The sequence below is a fragment of the Sulfitobacter pacificus genome, from assembly GCF_030159975.1.
Lineage (GTDB): Bacteria > Pseudomonadota > Alphaproteobacteria > Rhodobacterales > Rhodobacteraceae > Sulfitobacter > Sulfitobacter pacificus.
Genome location: NZ_BSNL01000001.1, coordinates 2971325 through 2991754 on the forward strand (window position 1 = coordinate 2971325; position 20430 = coordinate 2991754).

The following is a 20430-nucleotide window of genomic DNA, read 5'->3' on the forward strand; positions in this document are numbered from 1 at the left end:
TAGACACATCCTGTCGCAAAAGCTGAATTTGACTAGCCTTTCACTCTTGGAGTGTCAACAAGGCTGACGTAAACTTGGGACAACCGACAGAGCGAAAACCGATTGATGAGGCACCCCATGGCCGATACCCGCCATTCCACCCCTGCCCGGGGCGAAAACCTGCTGTTTCTGACAGATGAACAGTTGCGCCAAGGCAGCGAGGCCATGTTCTTTGCCTATCGCGGGTTTACCGCCGACCCGGACCGTATCTTGTCTGAAATGGCCTATGGGCGCGCCCATCACCGTGCCCTGCATTTCATCGGACGCGCACCGGGGACAACGGTGAACAACCTGTTGAGTATTCTGGGGGTGACAAAACAATCGCTTAATCGTGTGTTGCGCACTTTGGTTGCCGATGGTCTGGTTAAAAGTAAGGTTGGGCGGAATGACAAACGCGAACGACATCTTCATCTGACGGAACAGGGCCGCACATTGGAACAACAATTGTCAGACGCACAGCGGGCACGGCTTAGGGCCGCCTTTCGTGATGCCGGACCCGAAGCAGTGGCCGGGTTTCGTACCGTACTGGAGGCGATGATGGATCCCGAAATGCGCCTGAGCTACACCAGATTGCGGGAGACCGGCCCTTGAACGAGATGGACGCCCACCTGCTGATTGTGGATGATGACGAACGCATCCGCACGCTTTTGCAGAAATTCCTCATGCGCCATGGTTTTCTGGTGACTGCGGCACGGGATGCCGCCCATGCCCGGCGCATCCTTGCCGGTCTGGATTTTGACCTGATCGTGCTGGATGTGATGATGCCCGGAGAGGACGGTCTGGCCCTGACTGCCTCCTTGCGCGAAACCATGCAAACGCCAATCTTGCTGCTGACGGCCAAAGGCGAGACCGAAAACCGCATTGAAGGGTTGGAAGCCGGGGCGGATGATTATCTGGCCAAACCGTTTGAACCCAAGGAGTTGCTTCTCAGGATCAATGCGATCCTGCGGCGCATGCCCGATACCAGCGCCGAGGATGTTGCGCCAAAGGTGATGTCGCTGGGCGCGATCCGTTATGATCTGGAACGCGGCGAAATGTGGGAAGGGGATGTTCTGGTGCGGCTGACGGCGACTGAAGTGCAGCTGATGAAGATCTTTGCCGCCAAACCCGGCGAACCGCTAAGCCGTGCCAAACTGGTCGAGGAACTGGGCCGGGACCGTGGGCAGGCACAAGAACGTGCGGTCGATGTCCAGATCACGCGATTGCGCCGCAAGATCGAGGATAACCCGAAACAACCGCGTTATCTGCAAACCGTGCGCGGCGCGGGATATATGCTGGCACCTGATTAGCATATGTTGGCGCGGGTTGTGGGTGCGGACAGTATATAGGGCCAAAAAGAGATGCAAAGCGTGTCTGGCGAAGGGCGCTGTTCCTGTTTATTGTGGCGCTGAATGAAGAAATATGAGGCGCGTTGATGTCTGACACAGCGATTGAGGAAATGAGTTTCGAGGCCGCAATGGCGGAGCTGGAAAAGGTTCTGGGGCAGCTGGAGCGCGGCGATGTGGCATTGGAAGAGAGCATTGCCCTCTATGAGCGCGGCGCGGCCTTGAAAGCACGCTGCGAGACCAAGTTGAAAGAGGCCGAGGAAAAAGTCGCGGCGATCACGCTGGACGGGGATGGCAACCCGACCGGGCTGAAACCTGTCGAGGGGCTGTAAGGCTTCGTGTTTGCCGATGCCTTGAACAAAGCCGCGGATCGCGTTGCGGCACATTTCGATCACATATTGGCCCGGATGGATGATGTGCCCGTTGTGCAGGCCATGGCCCATGCCACACGCGGAGGCAAACGCCTGCGCGGGTTTCTGGTGTTGGAGACGGCACGGCTGCATGGCATCGGACCTGAGGCGGCGATCTGGCCCGCCACAGCGATTGAGGCCTTGCATGCCTATTCTTTGGTGCATGACGATCTGCCCTGCATGGATGACGATGATCTGCGACGCGGCGCACCCACCGTGCATCGCAAATGGGACGAGGCAACAGCGGTGCTGGCAGGGGATGCCCTGCAATCGCTGGCCTTTGAACTGGTCACCGCCCCGGAGGTCGGCAGCGGCGATCTGTGCGCAAAACTGGCGCGGACGCTAGCCGTGGCATCCGGTGCGCAGGGGATGGTTTTGGGTCAGGCGCTGGATATCGCTGCCGAAACCGCTACCGCGCCGCTGTCTCTGGAAGACATCACCGCCCTGCAACAGGGCAAGACCGGTGCCTTGATCGCCTGGGCCGCCTTGGCGGGGCCTCGCATGGCCGGGACAGACACAGCACCATTGGCCGCCTATGCCAAGGCGCTTGGCCTTGCCTTTCAGATTGCGGATGACATTCTGGATGTGACCGGCGATACCGCCACTGTTGGCAAGGCGACCGGCAAGGACGCCTCTGCCGGCAAGGCCACATTTGTTTCCCATCTGGGGCTGGATGGGGCCAAACGCCGCGCTGATGAGCTAATGCAATCCGCCTGTGATGCATTAAGTGTTTATGGCGAGGATGCCGATACACTGCGCGACGCGGCCCGTTTTGTCGTCGCCCGCAAGAACTGAGGGAATTCATGACCGACCGCCCCAAGACCCCGATACTGGACCGTGTCACACGCCCTGCGGATATGAAACAGCTCAGCGATGCGGAGCTGCACCAGCTGGCGCATGAACTGCGTGCAGAAACCGTTTCCGCCGTCTCGGTCACCGGCGGGCATCTGGGCGCGGGCCTTGGCGTGGTGGAGTTAACCGTTGCGCTGCATGCTGTGTTTGACACGCCCCGCGACAAGGTGATCTGGGATGTGGGACATCAATGTTACCCGCATAAAATCCTGACCGAACGGCGCGACCGTATCCGCACCCTGCGGCAAAAGGACGGGCTTAGCGGCTTCACCAAACGCAGTGAGTCCCCCTATGATCCCTTTGGCGCGGCGCATTCGTCGACTTCGATCTCTGCTGCCCTCGGCTTTGCCGTGGCACGTGATCTGGGCGGTGCCCCGCCCGAGGGTGTGGGGGATGCCATCGCGGTCATCGGTGACGGCTCGATGTCGGCCGGTATGGCCTATGAGGCGTTGAACAACGCCGGCCATCTAAAAAAACGCCTGATCGTGATCCTGAATGACAACGAAATGTCGATTGCCCCACCGGTTGGGGCAATGTCCTCTTATCTTAGTCGACTTTATGCCGAGGAACCGTTTCAGGAATTCAAGGCCGCCGCCAAAGGCGCGGTCAGCCTGCTGCCCGAACCTTTCCGCGAAGGGGCAAAACGCGCCAAGGATATGCTGAAAGGCATCGCCGTCGGCGGCACCCTGTTTGAACAACTGGGGTTTTCCTATCTGGGACCGATTGACGGGCATGACATGGATCAGCTGCTGCCGGTCCTGCGCACCGTCAAGGCACGTGCTACAGGGCCGATCCTGATCCATGTGCTGACCAAAAAGGGCAAAGGGTATGGCCCTGCCGAGACGGCCCGCGACAAGGGCCATGGTGTGTCCAAGTTCAACGTGGTCACTGGCGAGCAGAAAAAGGCACCCTCCAACGCGCCCAGCTATACATCGGTTTTTGCCGACAGCCTGCTGCAGGAAGCCGCCAAGGACGACAAGATTTGCGCGATCACCGCTGCAATGCCGGATGGCACCGGGCTGAACCTTTTTGCCGAACGCTACCCCTCGCGCTGTTTTGACGTGGGCATTGCCGAACAACATGGCGTAACCTTTTGCGCTGCTTTGGCGGCTGGCGGGATGAAACCCTTTTGCGCGATGTATTCCACCTTCCTGCAACGCGGCTATGATCAGGTTGTGCATGATGTGGCCATCCAGCGCCTGCCGGTGCGCTTTGCCATTGATCGCGCGGGACTGGTCGGGGCGGATGGGGCTACCCATGCAGGGGCGTTTGACGTGGCCTATCTTGCCAATCTGCCCGGTTTTGTCGTGATGGCCGCCGCGGATGAGGCCGAGTTAAAGCATATGGTCGCCACCGCAGTTGCCCATAATGACGGGCCCATCGCATTCCGCTTTCCACGCGGCGAAGGCAACGGCGTAGACCTGCCCGAGCGCGGCATCCCGCTGGAAATCGGCAAGGGGCGCATGATCACCAGGGGCAGTCGCGTCGCGCTGCTTTCCTTCGGCACCCGGCTGGCGGAGGTTGAAAAAGCCGCAGAGGCGCTCTCGGCCAAAGGGATCACCCCCACCATTGCCGATGCGCGTTTTGCGAAGCCACTGGACCGTGACATGATCCTTGCGCTGGCCGCTGATCATGAGGCGTTGATCACCATTGAGGAAGGTGCCGTGGGCGGATTCGGCTCCCATGTGGCGCAGCTTCTGGCGGATGAGGCTGTGTTTGATCGCGGGCTTAAATACCGTTCCATGGTTCTGCCCGATACGTTTATCGATCAGGCCTCCCCCGCTGATATGTACGCGGTCGCGGGCATGAACGCCGAGCAGATAGAGGCCAAGGTTCTGGACACATTAGGTATCGCACAGATTGGCCAACAAACCGCCTGATAGATACAGTTGAGAAGCTTAGCACGCAGAACTAACGGGACCTCAACTAGTCCTTCTGCCGTGCGATCAGGGCATCAAGCCGCTGTTCAATCGCCGCCAGTCGCGCCGCCACATCATCGCGATAGGCCCCTGTCTCGGCATTGCTTTCCTCGGCATGGGCGTCCTGCATCGAATTAACGATCAGGCCGACCAACAGGTTCACCACTGCAAAGGTTGTGACCATAATGAAGGGGATGAAGAACAGCCAGGCCAGCGGATAGGTCTCCATCACCGGCCGCACGATCCCCATCGACCAGCTTTCCAAGGTCATGATCTGAAACAGCGAATACCCTGACCGCCCCAAGGTGCCGAACCATTCCTCAAAGGCGCTGCCGAACAGCTTGGTCGCAATCACCGCTCCGATGTAAAAGATCAGCGCCATCAGGGTAAAGACCGATGCCATGCCGGGCAGCGCGGTGATGAACCCCTCAACCACCCGACGCAGCCGGGGCGCGGTCGACACCAGCCGCAGCACACGCAGGATTCGCAACGCCCGCAACGCCGACAGGCCGTCGGTTGCAGGCAGCAGCGAAATGCCCACAATGACAAAATCAAAAATGTTCCAGCCATCCCGGAAAAAGCGCAGCCGGTACACATACATTTTCAGCACCAGCTCAACGACAAAAATCGTCAGACAAAGACTGTCCAGAAACAGCATCAGCGGCCCGAAGGCACGTACCGCGCGGTCCGAAGTTTCCAGCCCCAGCAAAATGGCGTTAAAGATGATAACACCCATGATAAAGCTGCCAAAAGCGCCGCTTTCCAGAAGCGTTTGAATTTTATGACGCACGTGGTGTGATCCGAAGCTAGGGTAGGTCGCGCCCTATATGAGGGCAGCAACAGGGCAGGACAAGCACTGACGCTAGATCAACGCAATAACTGTGGCTGTGACACTAAGACCGACAATCAGATACCCGGCCAATACATAAATCCCATCACGGGTGAACAGCCCAAAAGACAACAATGCAATCACCAACCCGCCAAAGGATGAAAAGAACGGCAGCATTTCCAGCGGTGGCCAGCTCAGTGGAAAGATCACACAGATCAACAAGGTGACCCAGCGCATCAGCCCTTGGGTCAAAAACCGCAGACGTGCCCGTGAGTGCCGGTCCAGAAAGGCACAGGGTTTGCGCATCCAGAATACCGCCTTGCGCACCCGCGCTGCCGACATGCTTCTGCGCTTCACCCATTCCGGTAGCCAAAGCGTCCCGCGCCCCAGCAATGCCTGCGCCGCAAGTACCACAATGATCACCGCACAGATTGTTGGCACGCCGGGAACCCCCGACAGGGGCGACACCAGCAGCAGCGAGACCAACAGGATAAACGGGGTCACCGCGCGATCACCGAATTCAGCCAGTACATCAGCGACGCTCACAACCTCGCCCCGTGCCGCATGCGCGACACCGTCCAGCAAGAGCATCAGGGTATGATCAGTCTCACGGATCATCGCGCAACATTGCCGCCAGCCCGCTGCGGTAATCCGGATATTTTGGCCGCCAGCCCAGCGCATCTTTGATCCGGTTGTTACGCACCTTTTTGCTTTCGGCATAAAAGCTGCGCGCCATCGGGGTCATATCGGCCGTTTCAAATGCCACCGCCTCGGGCAAGGGTACCCCTAACAACTCCGCCGCATGGCCAATCACATCCTGCGGCGGTGCCGGATCATCATCACACAGGTTGTACACCGCCCCTGCGTCAGGTTGTGCCATCGACAGCTCCAGCGCCTGTGCAATGTCTTCGACGTGGATGCGCGAAAACACCTGCCCGGCTTTGATGATCCGCCGCGCCGTGCCCTTGCGCACCTTGGCAAAGGGTCCGCGCCCCGGACCGTAGATCCCCGCAAGCCGAAAAATATGCAGCGGCAGATCGGGAATCGCCTGCCATGCCGCCTCTGCCTCAACCCGCAACTGGCCCCGCTTGGTCGCGGGGGTAAGCGGAGTATCCTCATCCACCCAAGCGCCCTGATGGTCACCGTAAACCCCGGTGGTCGACAGGTAACCCGCCCAGCGCAGCTTGGGTGCCATGACGGTGATCTCTTTCTTCAACACATTCAGGACCGGATCACCCTCCGCTCCCGGCCCTGCTGAAACCAACAGATATTGCGCCGCCTCCAACAGGTCCGTGATATCCGTACCCGGCCATAACACCGGCTCAACGCCGGTGGCGGCAATCTCTGCCATCTTATCCGCTGACCGCGTGGTCCCGATGATCCGCCAGCCCTGCGGCACCAACCGTGCCGCAAGTGCCCGCGCACTATAGCCATGACCAAATGATATAAGGGTTTTTTCCATGGCGCGAAAATGGCCCGCACTGCCGCACATCACAAGGGGCAATTACCCCATTTGGATGCGTTTATCCGCCGATACCAATGCGTTGATCTGTGCGATATGTTCAGGCAGGCATTTCGTCAGGAAATCATATTCCCGAACCACATGTGCCCGCGCAGCCACCCCCAGATGTGCATATTTCTCGGGCTGGCCCAGCACATCCACCACCTGCGCGGCAAGCGCCTGTGGATCGTGGAAATTAACCAACATACCGGTTTCACCATGGGTAATCGCCTCCCGCACCGGGGCCACATCGGCAGCCACCACCGTGGCACCCATCGACATTGATTCCAGCAAGGACCAAGACAGGACAAAAGGCATCGTCAAATAGACATGACAGCGGCTGATCTGCACCAGATTTTGATAGTCGGGATAGGGAATGCGCCCCAGAAAATGCAGGCGGTCCCAATCCAGATTATCCCCGACCTCGCGCTCCATCTCACCGCGCAGCCCTTTTGGATCATGGCTTTTGCCACCATAGGACACCTCGTTCCCGCCCACGATCAGCACCCGCGCATTGGGCCGTTCCCGCATGATCCGTGGCAAGGCGCGCATGAACACGTGAAACCCGCGTGCCCGCTCCAGATTGCGCGCAACATAGGTCAGCACCTCGTCGCCTTTCCTGATCGGATGCTGCAACCGTCCCAGATGCAATTCAACATTGGGGTCTGGCAGCAACCGATCCGTTCTGATGCCATCGTGACAGACATACATCCGGTTATGAAAACTTTCGGGGAAACGATCCCGTTGCCAAAGCGTGGGCACATGGCCCTGATCCACCACTTCGATATTCGCCAATGGCACCGAATTGCGCGCCGCCATCAGAAATGGTGCATGCTCCGATACACGCTCTTCCGGGTCAAAGCCGACCAAACAGCCGGTCATGTTGTAGTAATATTCAAAGAACCCGATGATCGGCACATCCGGCCAGACCTGTTTGAAGAACGTCAGCTCTCCCCAACCGACATGGCCGATGACAATGTCGGGGATAAAACCATCCTCGGTCTCAATCTGACGGGCGGCCATCGCCGCGCCAAACCCTGCGCCCGCCGCCTCCTCCCAAACCTTGGACAGCCCATAGGCATCTTTCAGCGGCTTGCGATGCGCCTTGTAAATCCGGGTCTCGACCCCCGGCAGATTTGGCGCGTCTTTCTTCTGCGTGAGAAAGAAAATCCGGTGACCGCCCTGCGCCGCAAGCCATTGCACCAGCTCGCGATATTGCCCCGGCATATTCTGGTGCACAAAAAGTATGTTCATCTTGGCGGACCTAACGCATTAACCTTACCGCACAGTAAATCGAAACCGCACAGCAGGCGCAACGCGTCACCGCCTGTTGCGTGCAGCCAGCCGCGCTTTCATCCGCACCTTTCCCTCATCAGTACCATCATGAAATGATCCGAACAACTTGTCCCAAGGCACATCCAGATTGCCATAGTTCACTTCAAAGTACCGATGGTGGATCTGGTGATGGAACATCCCCAAATTCACACGCTTGGCATTGCGAAACCACAACCCCTCAAAACCGGTATGGGTGGTGACGGCGAGGATTGCATAAAACATCAAATGAAAGATCAGATGCACAGGGTGCGTCGGCAGGATCAGGTGAATGATCACCGTGCCAAAGTAAAACCCATGTTCCACCGGATGCATCGATAAACCCGACCATGGCCCGATGTCCGTATTGCGATGATGCAAGGCGTGAAACCGATAGAACAGATTGGTGTGCAACAGCCGGTGTATCCAGTAGAAATAGAAACTTTCCCAGATCGGGATCACGAAAAAGAAGGCGACAAACCAGATCGGCGTCTGCGCAAAACTGGTTGTGGGCGCATAGCCATTGGCCAGCAACCACCAGAACACCACTTCAAATGCTGACCAGATGGTGACACCACTGGCCAGCGTCCAGAACATGTTGTCCAACACCTGTGCATTGAAACTGAACATCCGCCCTTTACGCGGAAACGGGCGGGGATCGTATTTCATCCTGTTGTCTTGCAAGCGGTAGGTATGAAACCACAGGTGCAGGCCCCCCGCGATCAGCGAGATCAGAACAAAGTTGCGCAGAAACACCTGCACAACCCAGCCAACTCCCCATGTTAGTGCCTGTTCCAGTGTCGGACTGAACCAAAGGTAACTCACCCACGCCAGCGCCAGAATTCCCATGTTAATGGTCAGAAAGAACCAGCCATCCACATACCATTTCAACACCTGAAACGGTTTGGGCGGCCATTGCCAAAGGGGTGACACCGCAATCGGCAATTCGGGTGTGTGGTTCCATTCCGCCATAAGGAATTTCCCTACGAACAGTCTCTAATAAGCATAATCCGACCCTTCACTGTCCAATATCGCTTTCAACTCTGCCAGATGCCGCGCATCCTGTTCCGGATATTCCTCCAGCTCACGTGCAGTCTTTTCCGCCACCTCGTCCGAGATACGGCGCAACGGCAATCCGGTTTGCAACGCCTTGATATAAGTCTCGGCGGCGCGTTCGAAATAATAGAGCCGGTTAAAGGTATCTGCGACCGTGTCGCCTATCACCATCACCCCATGTGATCCCATCACCATCACCTTTTGCTTCGGATCGGTCAGCAGCTTGGCACAGCGTTCTCCCTCATCCTCAAACGCCAACCCGCCATAATCCTCATCGATCACCATCCTGTTGAAAAACGTACAGGCGTTTTGATCAATCGGGGGCAGACGGCTGTCTTGTAAACAGGCCAGTACAGTGGCGTAGATCGAATGCACATGCATCACGCAACGCGCATGCGGACAGGCCCTATGCACCCCACCGTGCAACCCCCAGGCGGTCGGGTCAGGCGCATTTGGCCCTTCGTAGGTCTCTGGATCATCCGCATCAATCAACAACATGTCGCTGGCTTTGATACGCGAAAAGTGCATCTGGTTCGGGTTCATCAGAAACTGTGATCCGATGTCATTCACCGCCAGTGAAAAATGGTTCGCCACGCTTTCATGCATGTCCAGCCGTGCGGTCCACCGAAAGGCCGCCGCCAGATCCACCCGTTCCTGCCAGTGGTCCATATTCGGTTTCATTTGTGTCACGCTCATTATTACTCTCCCTTTGATTTCTCTTTGATCCTGCTTGGCACCCAGGCATAGCCGTTTTCACATAGAATATAGGCCTCGCGCAGCCCGTGCGGCTTGTCCGTCGGGGCCTGTAGTATTGTCCCGCCTGCCACCTCTGCCTTGGCACAGGCAGTTTCCGGGTCGGTATCATAAAGCCTGATCTCAATCCCCGCCCCGCGTGGGGGATTCTCTGGCAACAACCCCAGTAGCGGATTGGCATGATAGGTGCCGTCCGCATGGATCTGAAACACCTGCTCCCCATAGGTCATGATCGCAAAATCCGCTGTAGGCTGGAACGATTTCATCCCGAAAACAGTCTCTAAAAAGGCAATTTCTGCCGCGACATCCCGCACCAACAGGTTTAGCCCGATGCCCCGCAAGGACGCGCCGAAATCTTCTGCCCCAATGGTTTCATAGTCCATCCCGCCCACTCCTGCTTGAACCTGCCAAAACACTGTGCCACCTTGGGACATGACGCAAGAACCTTTCCCTTCATGGCCCGATGTCGCCCCGCAACTTGTCAACACAGCGGCGGGCCGTAGCCCTGCCGATATGATCATCACTGGTGGTATCTGGGTGAACGTCCATACACGTGAAGCCTTGCCCGATCATGACATTGCCATCACCGCCGGCCGCATCGCCTTTGTCGGACCTGATGCCAGCCATTGTCGCGGCCCTGAGACACAGATCATCAAGGCCAATGGCCGCTATATGATCCCCGGTCTCTGCGACGGGCATATGCATATCGAAAGCGGTCTGTTGACCCCTGCCGAATTCGCCCGCGCGGTCATTCCCCATGGCACCACCTCCATGTTCACCGATCCGCATGAGATCGCCAATGTGTTGGGCCTGAAGGGCGTGCGCATGATGCATGACGAGGCGCTGATGCAGCCGGTGAATATCTTCACCCAGATGCCCTCCTGCGCGCCCTCTGCGCCGGGGATGGAAACCACAGGTTTTGAAATCACCGCCGACGATGTGGCAGAGGCGATGCAGTGGCCCGGCATCATCGGTCTGGGCGAGATGATGAACTTCCCCGGTGTCTCTGCCGCTGATCCCAAGATGCTGGCCGAAATCGCCGCCACCCAACGTGCCGGTAAGATTGTTGGCGGGCATTATGCCTCTCCCGATCTGGGACCCGCCTTTGCCGCCTATGTCGCCGGTGGCCCGGCGGATGATCACGAGGGCACCTGCGAAGCCGACGCGATTCAGCGGATGCGTCAGGGAATGCGGTCGATGATCCGTCTCGGCTCTGCCTGGTATGATATCGAAACCCAGATTACGGCAATCACCGAAAAGGGTCTCGACCCGCGCAATATGATCCTCTGCACGGACGATTCCCATTGCGGCACTTTGGTCAATGATGGCCATATGAACCGTGTTGTGCGCCATGCCATTGATTGTGGCTGTGACCCGCTGATTGCCCTGCAAATGGCAACGATCAACACCGCAACACATTTCGGGTTGGAGCGTGAAATCGGCTCTCTCACACCGGGACGGCGTGCCGATGTGATCCTGACGTCAGACCTCAAAACCCTGCCGATAGAGACTGTTATTGCCCGTGGTCAGATCGTGGCACAGGACGGCGCTTGCCTTGTCGAATGTCCGCATTTCGACTGGCCCGATACGGCCCGCAAGACCGTCAATATGCGCAACAGACTTGCCGGTGATGATTTCACCATTCACGCCCCGCATGGGGCCAATGGTGTGACTGCAAACGTCATCGGTGTGGTCGAAAATCAGGCCCCCACCAAGGCGCTGCAATTCGAACTGCCGGTCACCGATGGCCGTGTGCAGGCCACCGGCGAAGTTGCACAGATCGCGCTGGTCGAACGTCACCGCGCCACCGGCACCGTGGTCAACGCTTTTGTCTCCGGGTTTGGCTATACTGGTACCATGGCCATGGCCTCGACCGTGGCCCATGACAGTCACCACATGATTGTTGTCGGCACCGATCGCGACCAGATGGCACTGGCCGCAAACCGCCTACGCGAGGTCGGCGGCGGCATCACCATCTTCAAGGACGGCATCGAACTGGCACTGGTCGAACTGCCCATCGCCGGGCTGATGTCGGATCAACCCGCCGCAGATGTCGCTGCCGCTACTGAGAATATGATGCAGGCCATGCGCGACTGCGGCTGCACCCTGAACAACGCTTATATGCAGCATTCACTGCTGGCCCTTGTTGTGATCCCCGAACTGCGGATCAGTGACCTTGGCCTTGTCGACGTGCGCACCTTCGAATTTACCGATATTATCGTGTCGTAACATCGGCACGAGACACCACCAAAAGGGCAGGACCGCCCCAAAAAGAAAAGAAAGACCGAAAAATGAAAATTCTAACACCCGATACACCGCATCCACAGGAATTTACCGATGCGACCGCAGCCGTTGATTGTCTGACAGCGCTTTACACACAGGCCACTGGCTTCTTGCGAGACAGTTTTGCTGAGGTACTGGAAACCCCGGTCACCAATACCCGCATCCGCGCCTTTTACCCCGAGGTCCGTTTTGCCACTTCAAGCTATGCGCAGGTCGACAGCCGCCTCAGCTTTGGTCATGTCTCTTCGCCCGGTCGTTTCGCGGCCACGATCACCCGCCCCGACCTGTTTCGTAGTTACCTGATCCAGCAGATTGGCCTGTTGATCGAAAACCACGAACAGCCCGTCACCATTGGCCTGTCCAACACACCTATTCCGGTGCATTTTGCCGTCACCGGCGACAATGCCGTGAACATTCCACAGGACGGGGCCGCCGATTTCACCCTACGCGACATCTTTGATGTGCCGGATCTGTCCACCACCAATGACGATATCGTCAACGGCACCTATCAACCCGTTGACGAATTGCGCCCGCTGGCACCTTTCACCGCGCAGCGCGTTGATTATTCACTGGCCCGTCTGGCCCATTACACCGCCACTGATCCCGAACATTTTCAATGTCACGTGATGTTCACCAACTACCAATTCTATGTCACCGAGTTCGAGGAATACGCCCGCAATCAACTGAATGACCCCACCAGCGGCTACACCTCTTTTGTCTCGACCGGCAATGTCGAGATTACCGATGGCGAAACACCAATCCCCGAGACGGTGAAAACACCGCAGATGCCGACATATCACCTCAAACGTGCGGATGGGTCTGGCATCACGCTGGTCAATATCGGCGTTGGCCCCTCCAATGCAAAAACCGCAACCGATCATATCGCGGTGCTGCGCCCCCATGCATGGATTATGGTTGGCCATTGCGCGGGCCTGCGCAACACGCAGGCCCTGGGCGACTTTGTCCTTGCCCACGCCTATCTGCGCGAAGATCACGTGCTGGATGATGACTTGCCCGTCTGGATCCCCATTCCTGCATTGGCCGAAATCCAGATCGCATTGGAACAAGCTGTGGCGCAGGTCACCCAGCTGGAGGGGTATGAGCTGAAACGCATCATGCGCACCGGCACCGTGGCTACCATCGACAACCGCAACTGGGAGCTGCGCGACCAATCCGGCCCGGTGCAACGCCTGTCCCAATCCCGTGCCATCGCCCTTGATATGGAAAGCGCCACAATCGCCGCCAACGGCTACCGCTTCCGCGTGCCCTATGGCACGCTGCTTTGTGTCTCGGACAAACCCCTTCACGGTGAACTCAAACTGCCCGGCATGGCCTCGGACTTCTATAAAACGCAGGTTTCGCGCCATTTGATGATCGGAATCCGCGCCATGGAGCTTTTGCGTTCCACACCGTTGGAACGTATTCACAGCCGGAAATTGCGTTCTTTCGACGAAACAGCCTTCCTTTAACCCCTCAATACACCGGAAAATCCACGAAAACTGCTATTTTCACTGATTCTAGCAGGATTATTCGTTGTGCTTCCCTACAACATACCGTTACTTTCCGCACATGAGGCCCAACATTGGGCGGTCTAAGGAGAAAAAGAACATGGCAACCAAACCAATGACAAAGACTCAGCTCGTCGCGGCACTGGCCGAGGAAATGGGCTCTGACAAAAAATCCGCAGGCGCAGCACTGGACGCCGTCTGCAATCTGATCACACGCGAAGTATCCGGCGGCGGTGCCGTGACCCTTCCCGGCGTTGGCAAAATCTACTGCCGCGAACGCCCAGAGCGCATGGTGCGTAACCCTGCGACCGGCGAACAGTTCAAGAAAGACGCGGACAAGGTTGTGAAAATGACCATCGCAAAAGCGCTGAAAGACAGCGTTAACGGCTAAGTCTTCAGCACGCTGAAGTCACCATTTAGGGTCGCCATCTGGCGGCCCTTATTCGTTTTCAGTGTTGCGATGTAATGCCGGGACATCAGAGATTGGTCCCCCCGTCAATCGCCACCGATATCACCGCCGATATCGCCCCCGCCTAAATCACTGCCTAAATGATCTATTTCAAAATCGCCGCCTGAATCACCGGTCCCCCGATACCAACCCAAAGGTTCGCCCTGCGACTTCGCGTATAACGACCTGTTGAGAGTTCCGTTCAGAAAATGGGATTTGGGCAAGCAATTATAGGCATATTCCTTCGCAACAAAGATACATAAAACAGCCACACAAATCAGCACCGCCAAAAGGGTTTCCATAGTCCAGATCATCCTACTTTTCCAATTCCACGGCATCGTGAGTAATTGGAAAATGCGGCCTCTTCATGTCGGATTACGCTATCGCCTTGCCCCCACCATGAAACTAAGAAACTGTGCGGCCAAACGAGTTTCCGAAGGCCAAGACATGGACATACGCGCGATTCTGATGGGGCTGATCTTTGCGATGATGTGGTCCTCGGCCTTTACCTCGGCGCGGATCATCGTCGCAGATATGTCGCCTCTGTTTGCCCTGTCCTGTCGCTATCTTATCTCGGGCCTCCTGGGCGTCACAATTGCACTGGCGCTTGGCCAATCCATGCGGCTGACCCCAGCCCAATGGCGCGCGACCATCATCTTTGGAATCCTGCAAAACGCCGTCTACCTTGGCTTGAACTTCATCGCCATGCAAACCGTAGAAGCCTCCCTTGCCGCCATCATCGCCTCAACCATGCCCCTGCTGGTCGGGTTTGCCGTCTGGATCATCTTTGGCGAACGGTTACGCCCCTTGGGCATCGCCGGTCTGTTTGCCGGGTTGATCGGGGTCAGCATCATCATGGGCGCACGGATCAGCGGCGGCGTCGATCTGGCAGGTGTTGGCCTTTGTGTGGTTGGCGTCATCGCGCTGACCGCTGCAACGCTGCTGGTGCGTGGTGCCACCTCTGGCGGAAACTTTCTGATGATCGTCGGTCTGCAAATGCTGGTGGGCTGTGTCGCGCTGACACTGGCCACCCTCGCTTTCGAAACGCCACGCCTGAACCCGACATTGCCGCTGGCACTGGCCTTTGCCTATACCTGTCTATTCCCCGGCCTTGCCGCGACAATCATCTGGTTCTGGCTGGTCAACCGCATCGGGGCCACGCGGGCCGCCACCTTCCACTTCCTCAACCCGTTCTTTGGCGTCGCCATCGCCGCCCTGCTCCTCTCCGAACAGCTGGGAGCCCGCGACATCCTCGGCGTGGCAATCATCACCGCCGGCATCCTTGCGGTCCAGGTCTCGCGTCAATCCAAGGCGTAAACGCGACACGTGATGCCGCTGTTTAACGGCCCCTTAACGGGGAATCGCGCTTAAGACTTTGCAGATGAACACTGATGCAGCGCCCAAATCCTACGCCTTCCTGCTGATCCCCGGATTTTCCACCTTGGGGTTCTCCTGCGCCTTGGATTGTCTGTCGCTTGCCAATCACCACCCGTCGGGACGCAAGTTCTATACTTGGCGGTTGCTGTCGGAAGGCGGCCTTCCCGTCGCTGCATATAACGGTGTGCGCATTGAAACCGATAGCGCGCTGACCGATCTGGACCGGCATGAAACCCTGATCGTTTGCGCTGGCGAAAACGCCGGGCGGGGCAGCACCAAACCGGTCCTCAACTGGCTGCGCCGCGAAACCCGCAAGGGCATGGATTATGGTGCCCTGTCCTCCGGCACCTACACATTGGCCCTCGCCGGTCTGATCGGCGGTAAACGGGTCACAACCCATTGGGAATATAAAACCGCACTGGCCGAAATGCTGCCCGATGTCATTATGGAAGACACACTGTTTTCGGTTGATGGGCGCGTCTTTACCTCTGCTGGCGGGGCCGCTTCCATGGATCTGATGTTGCACCGCGTGCGCATGGATTACGGAGTGGAAATTGCAACCTGGGTTGCGGATCAAATGGTCTATACTGCGCCGCGGGCCCAGTCACAGGGTCAGCGCATGTCCCTGCAATCACGCCCCGAGGTCCGCAACCCCAAGCTGCTCCTCACCATCCAGATCATGGAAAACAACCTTGAGGACCCCCTGCGCCCCGAAGAAATCGCCGAGCTGATCAAACTCTCCACCCGACAGCTTGAACGCCTGTTCGCGCGATATCTTTCAACCTCACCCAAACGCTACTATCTGCACCTGCGCCTGGAAAAGGCCCGCAACCTGCTGCGCCAGACAGACCTTAGCGTGACCGATGTCTGTGTCGCCTGCGGTTTCAAATCCCTATCGCATTTTTCAAAAAGCTACCGCGCCGCTTATGGCAATCCCCCCGGCACTGAAGCATCGGACGGCAAGGTGCTTTGGTCAGGCAGCGGCAAACCCTGATCTCCCGTTTCCAAGACACGGCAACAGGGACTTTTCACACCTGTGAACCAAGCCCACTTGCCCATCCCAGAAGGGAACAACCTCAATTCAGACCGAAAAAATCAGGCTCTAACAAAGGAAAGTCACTGCAACAGCGACTCTATCGCACCAAGGATCTCAGGTGACCGCGGCTTGGCGGTGGCACCCCATGTGCCCACAACCTTCCCATCCGGGCCGATCAGTACTTTGTTGAAATTCCAACGCGGCACAAATCCTGTTTCAGCCTCAACCGCCTTGTAAAACGCATGCGCCTTGCCGCCTTTCACATGTGTAATATCCGCCATCGGCAAATCCAGCCCAAAGGCAATCTCGCAAAATTCCTTGACCTCACTGCCGCTGGCAAGCTCTTGGTTAAAATCATCCGATGGCACCGCCAGCACCACCAAACCGCGCTCTTTGAAATTGTCATACAGCGCCTGTAGCCCCTCATATTGCCCGGTGAAGCCGCATTGCGAGGCGGTATTCACCACCAGTACCGGCTGCCCCGCCCATTGGTTCAGGGACAGGGTGCCGCCATCAATATTGGCAAATGTAACATCCCGCGGCACCGCCCAGACCACTGTTGCGATCATCATCAGAACCAGCCCAATAACCCAACGCATCCTATTCTCCCCTATCCGGCAAATCCCGCAGAACACACGCGCTTTGATCACGGGAAGTTGCACAGGGCGCAGAAACCCTTTGAATTCCGTAAACGCACCCCATCTTATATACCAAATACAAGCGCCAAGGAGGACGTCATGTCAAAATACGAAAAACGCGCCGAAGTCGTCGCCAACCTGTCACCCGAAGAATACCACGTGACGCAGGAAAGCGGGACAGAACGCCCGGGCACCGGCAAGCTGCTTGGGAATAAGGAACCGGGCATCTATGTCGATATCGTCTCTGGCGAACCGCTGTTCGCTTCTGCGGATAAATACGAAAGCGGTTGCGGCTGGCCCAGCTTTACCAAAGCCATCGAAAATGTAACCGAACATACCGATGCTTCCTTGGGCATGGTCCGCACCGAGGTGCGCAGCAAACATGGCGACAGCCATCTGGGTCACGTTTTCCCGGACGGCCCCCCGGATCGGGGCGGTCTGCGCTATTGCATCAACTCGGCCTCCTTGCGCTTTGTCCATCGCGATGACATGGCCGACGAAGGTTATGGCGATTACATCAATCAAGTGGAGGACGTGGCATGAGCACACAGCGCGCAGTTTTGGCAGGGGGATGTTTCTGGGGCATGCAGGATCTGATCCGCAAACGTCCCGGCGTGATTTCAACCCGCGTCGGATATACCGGCGGCGATGTCCCCAACGCCACCTATCGCAACCACGGCACCCATGCTGAGGGGATCGAGGTGATCTTTGACCCTGCTGTCACGTCTTTCCGTGAACAGCTTGAGTTCTTCTTTCAGATCCACGACCCCACAACGGAAAACCGGCAAGGCAATGACCGTGGCATGAGCTATCGCTCCGCAATCTACTATGTGGATGAAGACCAGAAAGCTGTTGCACTGGACACGATTGCCGATGTCGAAGCCTCTGGTCTCTGGCCCGGTAAGGTTGTGACCGAAGTCGAACCCGTTGGCGATTTCTGGGAGGCAGAGCCGGAGCATCAGGATTATCTTGAGCGCACCCCCAACGGCTACACCTGTCACTTCCCCCGTGCCGATTGGGTGCTGCCCAAACGCGCCGCCGCTGAATAATCTGCGACTTCACAATCTGTAGGGCGGGGTTCTCCCCGCCTTACCCTTTCAATTCCCTCTAAACCGCCACCCGTGGTCGCCCTGCCGCTTCCACCATGATCGTCGCCTCAATAAACACCTCGCGCGCCTCCACACCCGCCGTGCGAATGTCACGTGTCACAGTCACCTGTATATCCTCCGCCCCCGCCCCCTTTGCCTGTGCCAGAGCATCTTCCTTCAAAACAGTCTCTAACCGTTCCAGCGCACTGTCCTGATCCGCAAAATCCTGCGGCCCTTCCAACAAATGCACCCGATACTTCCCTTCACTGGGCGAGGTGACCGTGCCGCTCTGGCGCATTGTGACACGTCCCACCACCGCACCGATGGCATTTGCAACTCCGCCATACTCCGGCAGGATCATCTCACAGCCCAGTTTTTCACCAACCGCCGGATAATAACTGCGCGCAGAGGCCCCCAGCCCCACCACCGCAACATTCAAACCCGTCTCTAACTTGACCAATCCACGGTGCCCGCCCATGCCGCGTTGCATCAACTCATGTCGGGCCAATGCCGCCGGATCTGCCTCAAACGGTGTGCCTTCTTCGGCAAAAGCAGTATCTAACAAGGCCAAAATCGTCTGATAGGTCAACCGATCCACGATCATCTGCGCAACGTCTTCTTCACTGGTTGACAGGACCGTCCCCGATCCGGTCCGCCTGCGCCCGAACAGTTGCAGCGCCTTGCGGGCCGCACCTGCGTCCCATTCCATCACCCGCCCCAGAACATGGCTGGCATCCGAGGGGGTCACACCGGCAAGCTGTACCAAACCGCGCTCCACCAGCCGTTTCAACGCGCCCTGTTCCACCCGCGCGCGCAATACATTCTCCAGCGGATGCAGCGCCCCTCCGATCCGCTCCAGCAGCGCCGCTTCACGTGGCCCGATGCCCTCACGGCTCACCCCCTCAACCGCACGTACAAACCGCCCGTCATGCTCTCCCGGCGTCGTAGAGCGCAACTGCGCTTCCAGCGCGCTATGCACCACCTCGGGTGCCTCCACCGCCACCAAGGCCACCGGCAAAACCCGTTTCGGCCCCAGTGTCACACCGCCCTGCAACCCTTCGGCAATAAAATGCACCTCACTGTCCCCGCCCAGCCCGCTGGTACGCATTGCCACCGCCTCCACCATGGTGCGATAGGGGCCGACGCGCGCACCCGCCGGATCAATTGCCGGCCGCCCGTCGCGCAGCAGCGCCACATCGGTTGTGGTCCCGCCAATATCGCTGACCAGCGCATGATCCGCCCCCGTCATCCACCGCGCCCCGACAATCGACGCCGCTGGCCCACTCAGGATGGTCTCAATCGGCCGTTCCCGCGCCTGCCCGCTGGAAATCAACGCCCCGTCCCCCCGCACCACCATCAACGGTGCTTCAACCCCCAAGGCAATCAGCGTGTCTTCCGCACGCCCGATCAACCGGTCAATCATACCGATCAACCGTGCGTTCAACACTGCCGTTAACGCCCGCTTGGGCCCGTTCAACTTGGCCGACAATTGATGCGAGGCCGACACTGGTCGCCCGGTAATCCGCGCCACCAGTTCCGCCGCGCGCAGCTCATGTGCCGGATTACGTGTGGCAAACTGGCTGGCTACGGCAAAGCCGCTGACCTCATCCCTATGTGTCTCTAAAAAGGCGATTAGCCCTTTTTCGTCCAGTGCCATGGCCTCCCCACCGGCGTGATTATGCCCGCCTTCCAGCACGATACAGGGGTCTCCCTTCAAGGCCTCGGACAACCCATGCCCCTCCAGATCCTTCTCGCGAAACCCGATATAGATCAACGCCACGCGCCCGCCTTGCCCTTCCACCAGCGCATTGGTTGCCAAGGTGGTCGACAGGGAGGCCAGCGCGATCTCCGAAGGGGCAACCGCCGCCTGCGCCAACACCGCCTGTACCGCCGCCCCAACTCCCAGCGCCAGATCATACCGTGTGGTCAGCGATTTGGCCGAAGCGATCACCGTTTCCTCATCCCGGATCAACACCGCATCCGTATAGGTGCCGCCCGTATCCACCCCCAATAGCAACGCCATGGCTGTCCCCTTCATTTCTTTCAATCAGATGTAT

General features: G+C 57.9%; 22 protein-coding genes. 12 read left to right on the top strand and 10 right to left on the bottom strand.

Annotation, left to right across the window (positions count from 1 at the left end):
• Positions 1-117 precede the first annotated feature (117 nt).
• From QQL78_RS14960 to dxs, 5 genes are all read left to right on the top strand, one after another.
• Positions 118-630 (top strand): MarR family winged helix-turn-helix transcriptional regulator, encoded by a 513-nt coding sequence (locus QQL78_RS14960; protein ID WP_284374614.1) that lies wholly within the window; start codon positions 118-120, stop codon positions 628-630.
• On the top strand, positions 627-1328 hold the full coding sequence (locus tag QQL78_RS14965) for a response regulator (RefSeq protein WP_284374615.1): 702 nt from the start codon (positions 627-629) through the stop codon (positions 1326-1328). The genes QQL78_RS14960 and QQL78_RS14965 overlap by 4 nt, the downstream gene beginning before the upstream one ends.
• 125 nt (positions 1329-1453) lie before the next feature.
• Entirely contained in the window at positions 1454-1696 is a 243-nt protein-coding gene (locus QQL78_RS14970) for an exodeoxyribonuclease VII small subunit (protein WP_284374616.1), read from the top strand.
• Positions 1697-1702: 6 nt separating this feature from the next.
• The gene (locus tag QQL78_RS14975) at positions 1703-2569 is read left to right on the top strand and encodes a polyprenyl synthetase family protein (RefSeq protein ID WP_284374617.1); all 867 of its coding nucleotides are present in this window, start codon (positions 1703-1705) and stop codon (positions 2567-2569) included.
• 8 nt (positions 2570-2577) lie between these two features.
• On the top strand, positions 2578-4506 hold the full coding sequence (gene dxs / locus QQL78_RS14980; RefSeq protein WP_284374618.1) for a 1-deoxy-D-xylulose-5-phosphate synthase: 1929 nt from the start codon (positions 2578-2580) through the stop codon (positions 4504-4506).
• Between the two features lie 46 nt (positions 4507-4552).
• On the opposite strand, the gene QQL78_RS14985 is transcribed toward dxs, so the two are convergent.
• From QQL78_RS14985 to QQL78_RS15015, 7 genes are all read right to left on the bottom strand, one after another.
• Entirely contained in the window at positions 4553-5335 is a 783-nt protein-coding gene (locus QQL78_RS14985; RefSeq protein WP_284374619.1) for an ion transporter, read from the bottom strand.
• A 72-nt stretch (positions 5336-5407) separates the two neighbouring features.
• Entirely contained in the window at positions 5408-5992 is a 585-nt protein-coding gene (locus tag QQL78_RS14990) for an exopolysaccharide biosynthesis protein (RefSeq protein WP_284374620.1), read from the bottom strand.
• Positions 5982-6836, bottom strand: coding sequence for an SDR family oxidoreductase (locus tag QQL78_RS14995; protein WP_284374621.1), 855 nt, complete (start codon positions 6834-6836; stop codon positions 5982-5984). Before QQL78_RS14995 ends, QQL78_RS14990 begins: the two co-directional genes overlap by 11 nt.
• Positions 6837-6878: 42 nt before the next feature.
• Complete coding sequence (locus tag QQL78_RS15000; RefSeq protein WP_284374622.1) at positions 6879-8129, bottom strand: glycosyltransferase family 4 protein; 1251 nt, start codon at positions 8127-8129, stop codon at positions 6879-6881.
• A 66-nt stretch (positions 8130-8195) separates the two neighbouring features.
• On the bottom strand, positions 8196-9158 hold the full coding sequence (locus tag QQL78_RS15005) for a sterol desaturase family protein (protein WP_284374623.1): 963 nt from the start codon (positions 9156-9158) through the stop codon (positions 8196-8198).
• Positions 9159-9182: 24 nt separating this feature from the next.
• On the bottom strand, positions 9183-9938 hold the full coding sequence (locus tag QQL78_RS15010; RefSeq protein WP_284374624.1) for a class II aldolase and adducin N-terminal domain-containing protein: 756 nt from the start codon (positions 9936-9938) through the stop codon (positions 9183-9185).
• Between the two features lie 2 nt (positions 9939-9940).
• On the bottom strand, positions 9941-10378 hold the full coding sequence (locus QQL78_RS15015; RefSeq protein ID WP_284374625.1) for a VOC family protein: 438 nt from the start codon (positions 10376-10378) through the stop codon (positions 9941-9943).
• 49 nt (positions 10379-10427) lie between these two features.
• Between QQL78_RS15015 and ade the strand changes: the two genes are divergently transcribed.
• The 3 genes from ade to QQL78_RS15030 all read left to right on the top strand — a co-directional run bounded on the left by ade (position 10428) and on the right by QQL78_RS15030 (position 14177).
• Entirely contained in the window at positions 10428-12224 is a 1797-nt protein-coding gene (gene ade / locus QQL78_RS15020) for an adenine deaminase (RefSeq protein ID WP_284374626.1), read from the top strand.
• A 62-nt stretch (positions 12225-12286) separates the two neighbouring features.
• Positions 12287-13747: an AMP nucleosidase gene (locus QQL78_RS15025; RefSeq protein WP_284374627.1), complete on the top strand. Its 1461-nt coding sequence runs from the start codon at positions 12287-12289 to the stop codon at positions 13745-13747.
• 139 nt (positions 13748-13886) lie between these two features.
• Positions 13887-14177 (top strand): HU family DNA-binding protein, encoded by a 291-nt coding sequence (locus QQL78_RS15030; RefSeq protein ID WP_276151289.1) that lies wholly within the window; start codon positions 13887-13889, stop codon positions 14175-14177.
• Between the two features lie 104 nt (positions 14178-14281).
• Here the strand turns inward: QQL78_RS15030 and QQL78_RS15035 are convergent, their stop codons facing one another.
• Positions 14282-14536, bottom strand: coding sequence for a hypothetical protein (locus QQL78_RS15035; protein WP_284374628.1), 255 nt, complete (start codon positions 14534-14536; stop codon positions 14282-14284).
• Positions 14537-14681: 145 nt separating this feature from the next.
• Between QQL78_RS15035 and QQL78_RS15040 the strand changes: the two genes are divergently transcribed.
• Positions 14682-15551 carry a DMT family transporter gene (locus QQL78_RS15040; protein ID WP_284374629.1) on the top strand — a complete coding sequence of 290 codons (870 nt, stop codon included), beginning with the start codon at positions 14682-14684 and terminating at the stop codon, positions 15549-15551.
• A 64-nt stretch (positions 15552-15615) separates the two neighbouring features.
• Entirely contained in the window at positions 15616-16605 is a 990-nt protein-coding gene (locus QQL78_RS15045; protein WP_284374630.1) for a GlxA family transcriptional regulator, read from the top strand.
• 122 nt (positions 16606-16727) lie between these two features.
• Here the strand turns inward: QQL78_RS15045 and QQL78_RS15050 are convergent, their stop codons facing one another.
• Complete coding sequence (locus QQL78_RS15050) at positions 16728-17246, bottom strand: glutathione peroxidase (RefSeq protein WP_284374631.1); 519 nt, start codon at positions 17244-17246, stop codon at positions 16728-16730.
• A gap of 138 nt (positions 17247-17384) precedes the next feature.
• On the opposite strand from QQL78_RS15050, the gene msrB reads away from it, so the two are divergent.
• Entirely contained in the window at positions 17385-17828 is a 444-nt protein-coding gene (gene msrB, locus QQL78_RS15055) for a peptide-methionine (R)-S-oxide reductase MsrB (RefSeq protein ID WP_284374632.1), read from the top strand.
• Entirely contained in the window at positions 17825-18334 is a 510-nt protein-coding gene (gene msrA, locus QQL78_RS15060) for a peptide-methionine (S)-S-oxide reductase MsrA (protein WP_284374633.1), read from the top strand. Before msrB ends, msrA begins: the two co-directional genes overlap by 4 nt.
• A 58-nt stretch (positions 18335-18392) precedes the next feature.
• Here msrA and QQL78_RS15065 read toward each other — a convergent pair whose 3' ends face one another.
• Positions 18393-20396: a hydantoinase/oxoprolinase N-terminal domain-containing protein gene (locus QQL78_RS15065; RefSeq protein WP_284374634.1), complete on the bottom strand. Its 2004-nt coding sequence runs from the start codon at positions 20394-20396 to the stop codon at positions 18393-18395.
• Between the last annotated feature and the right edge of the window lie 34 nt (positions 20397-20430).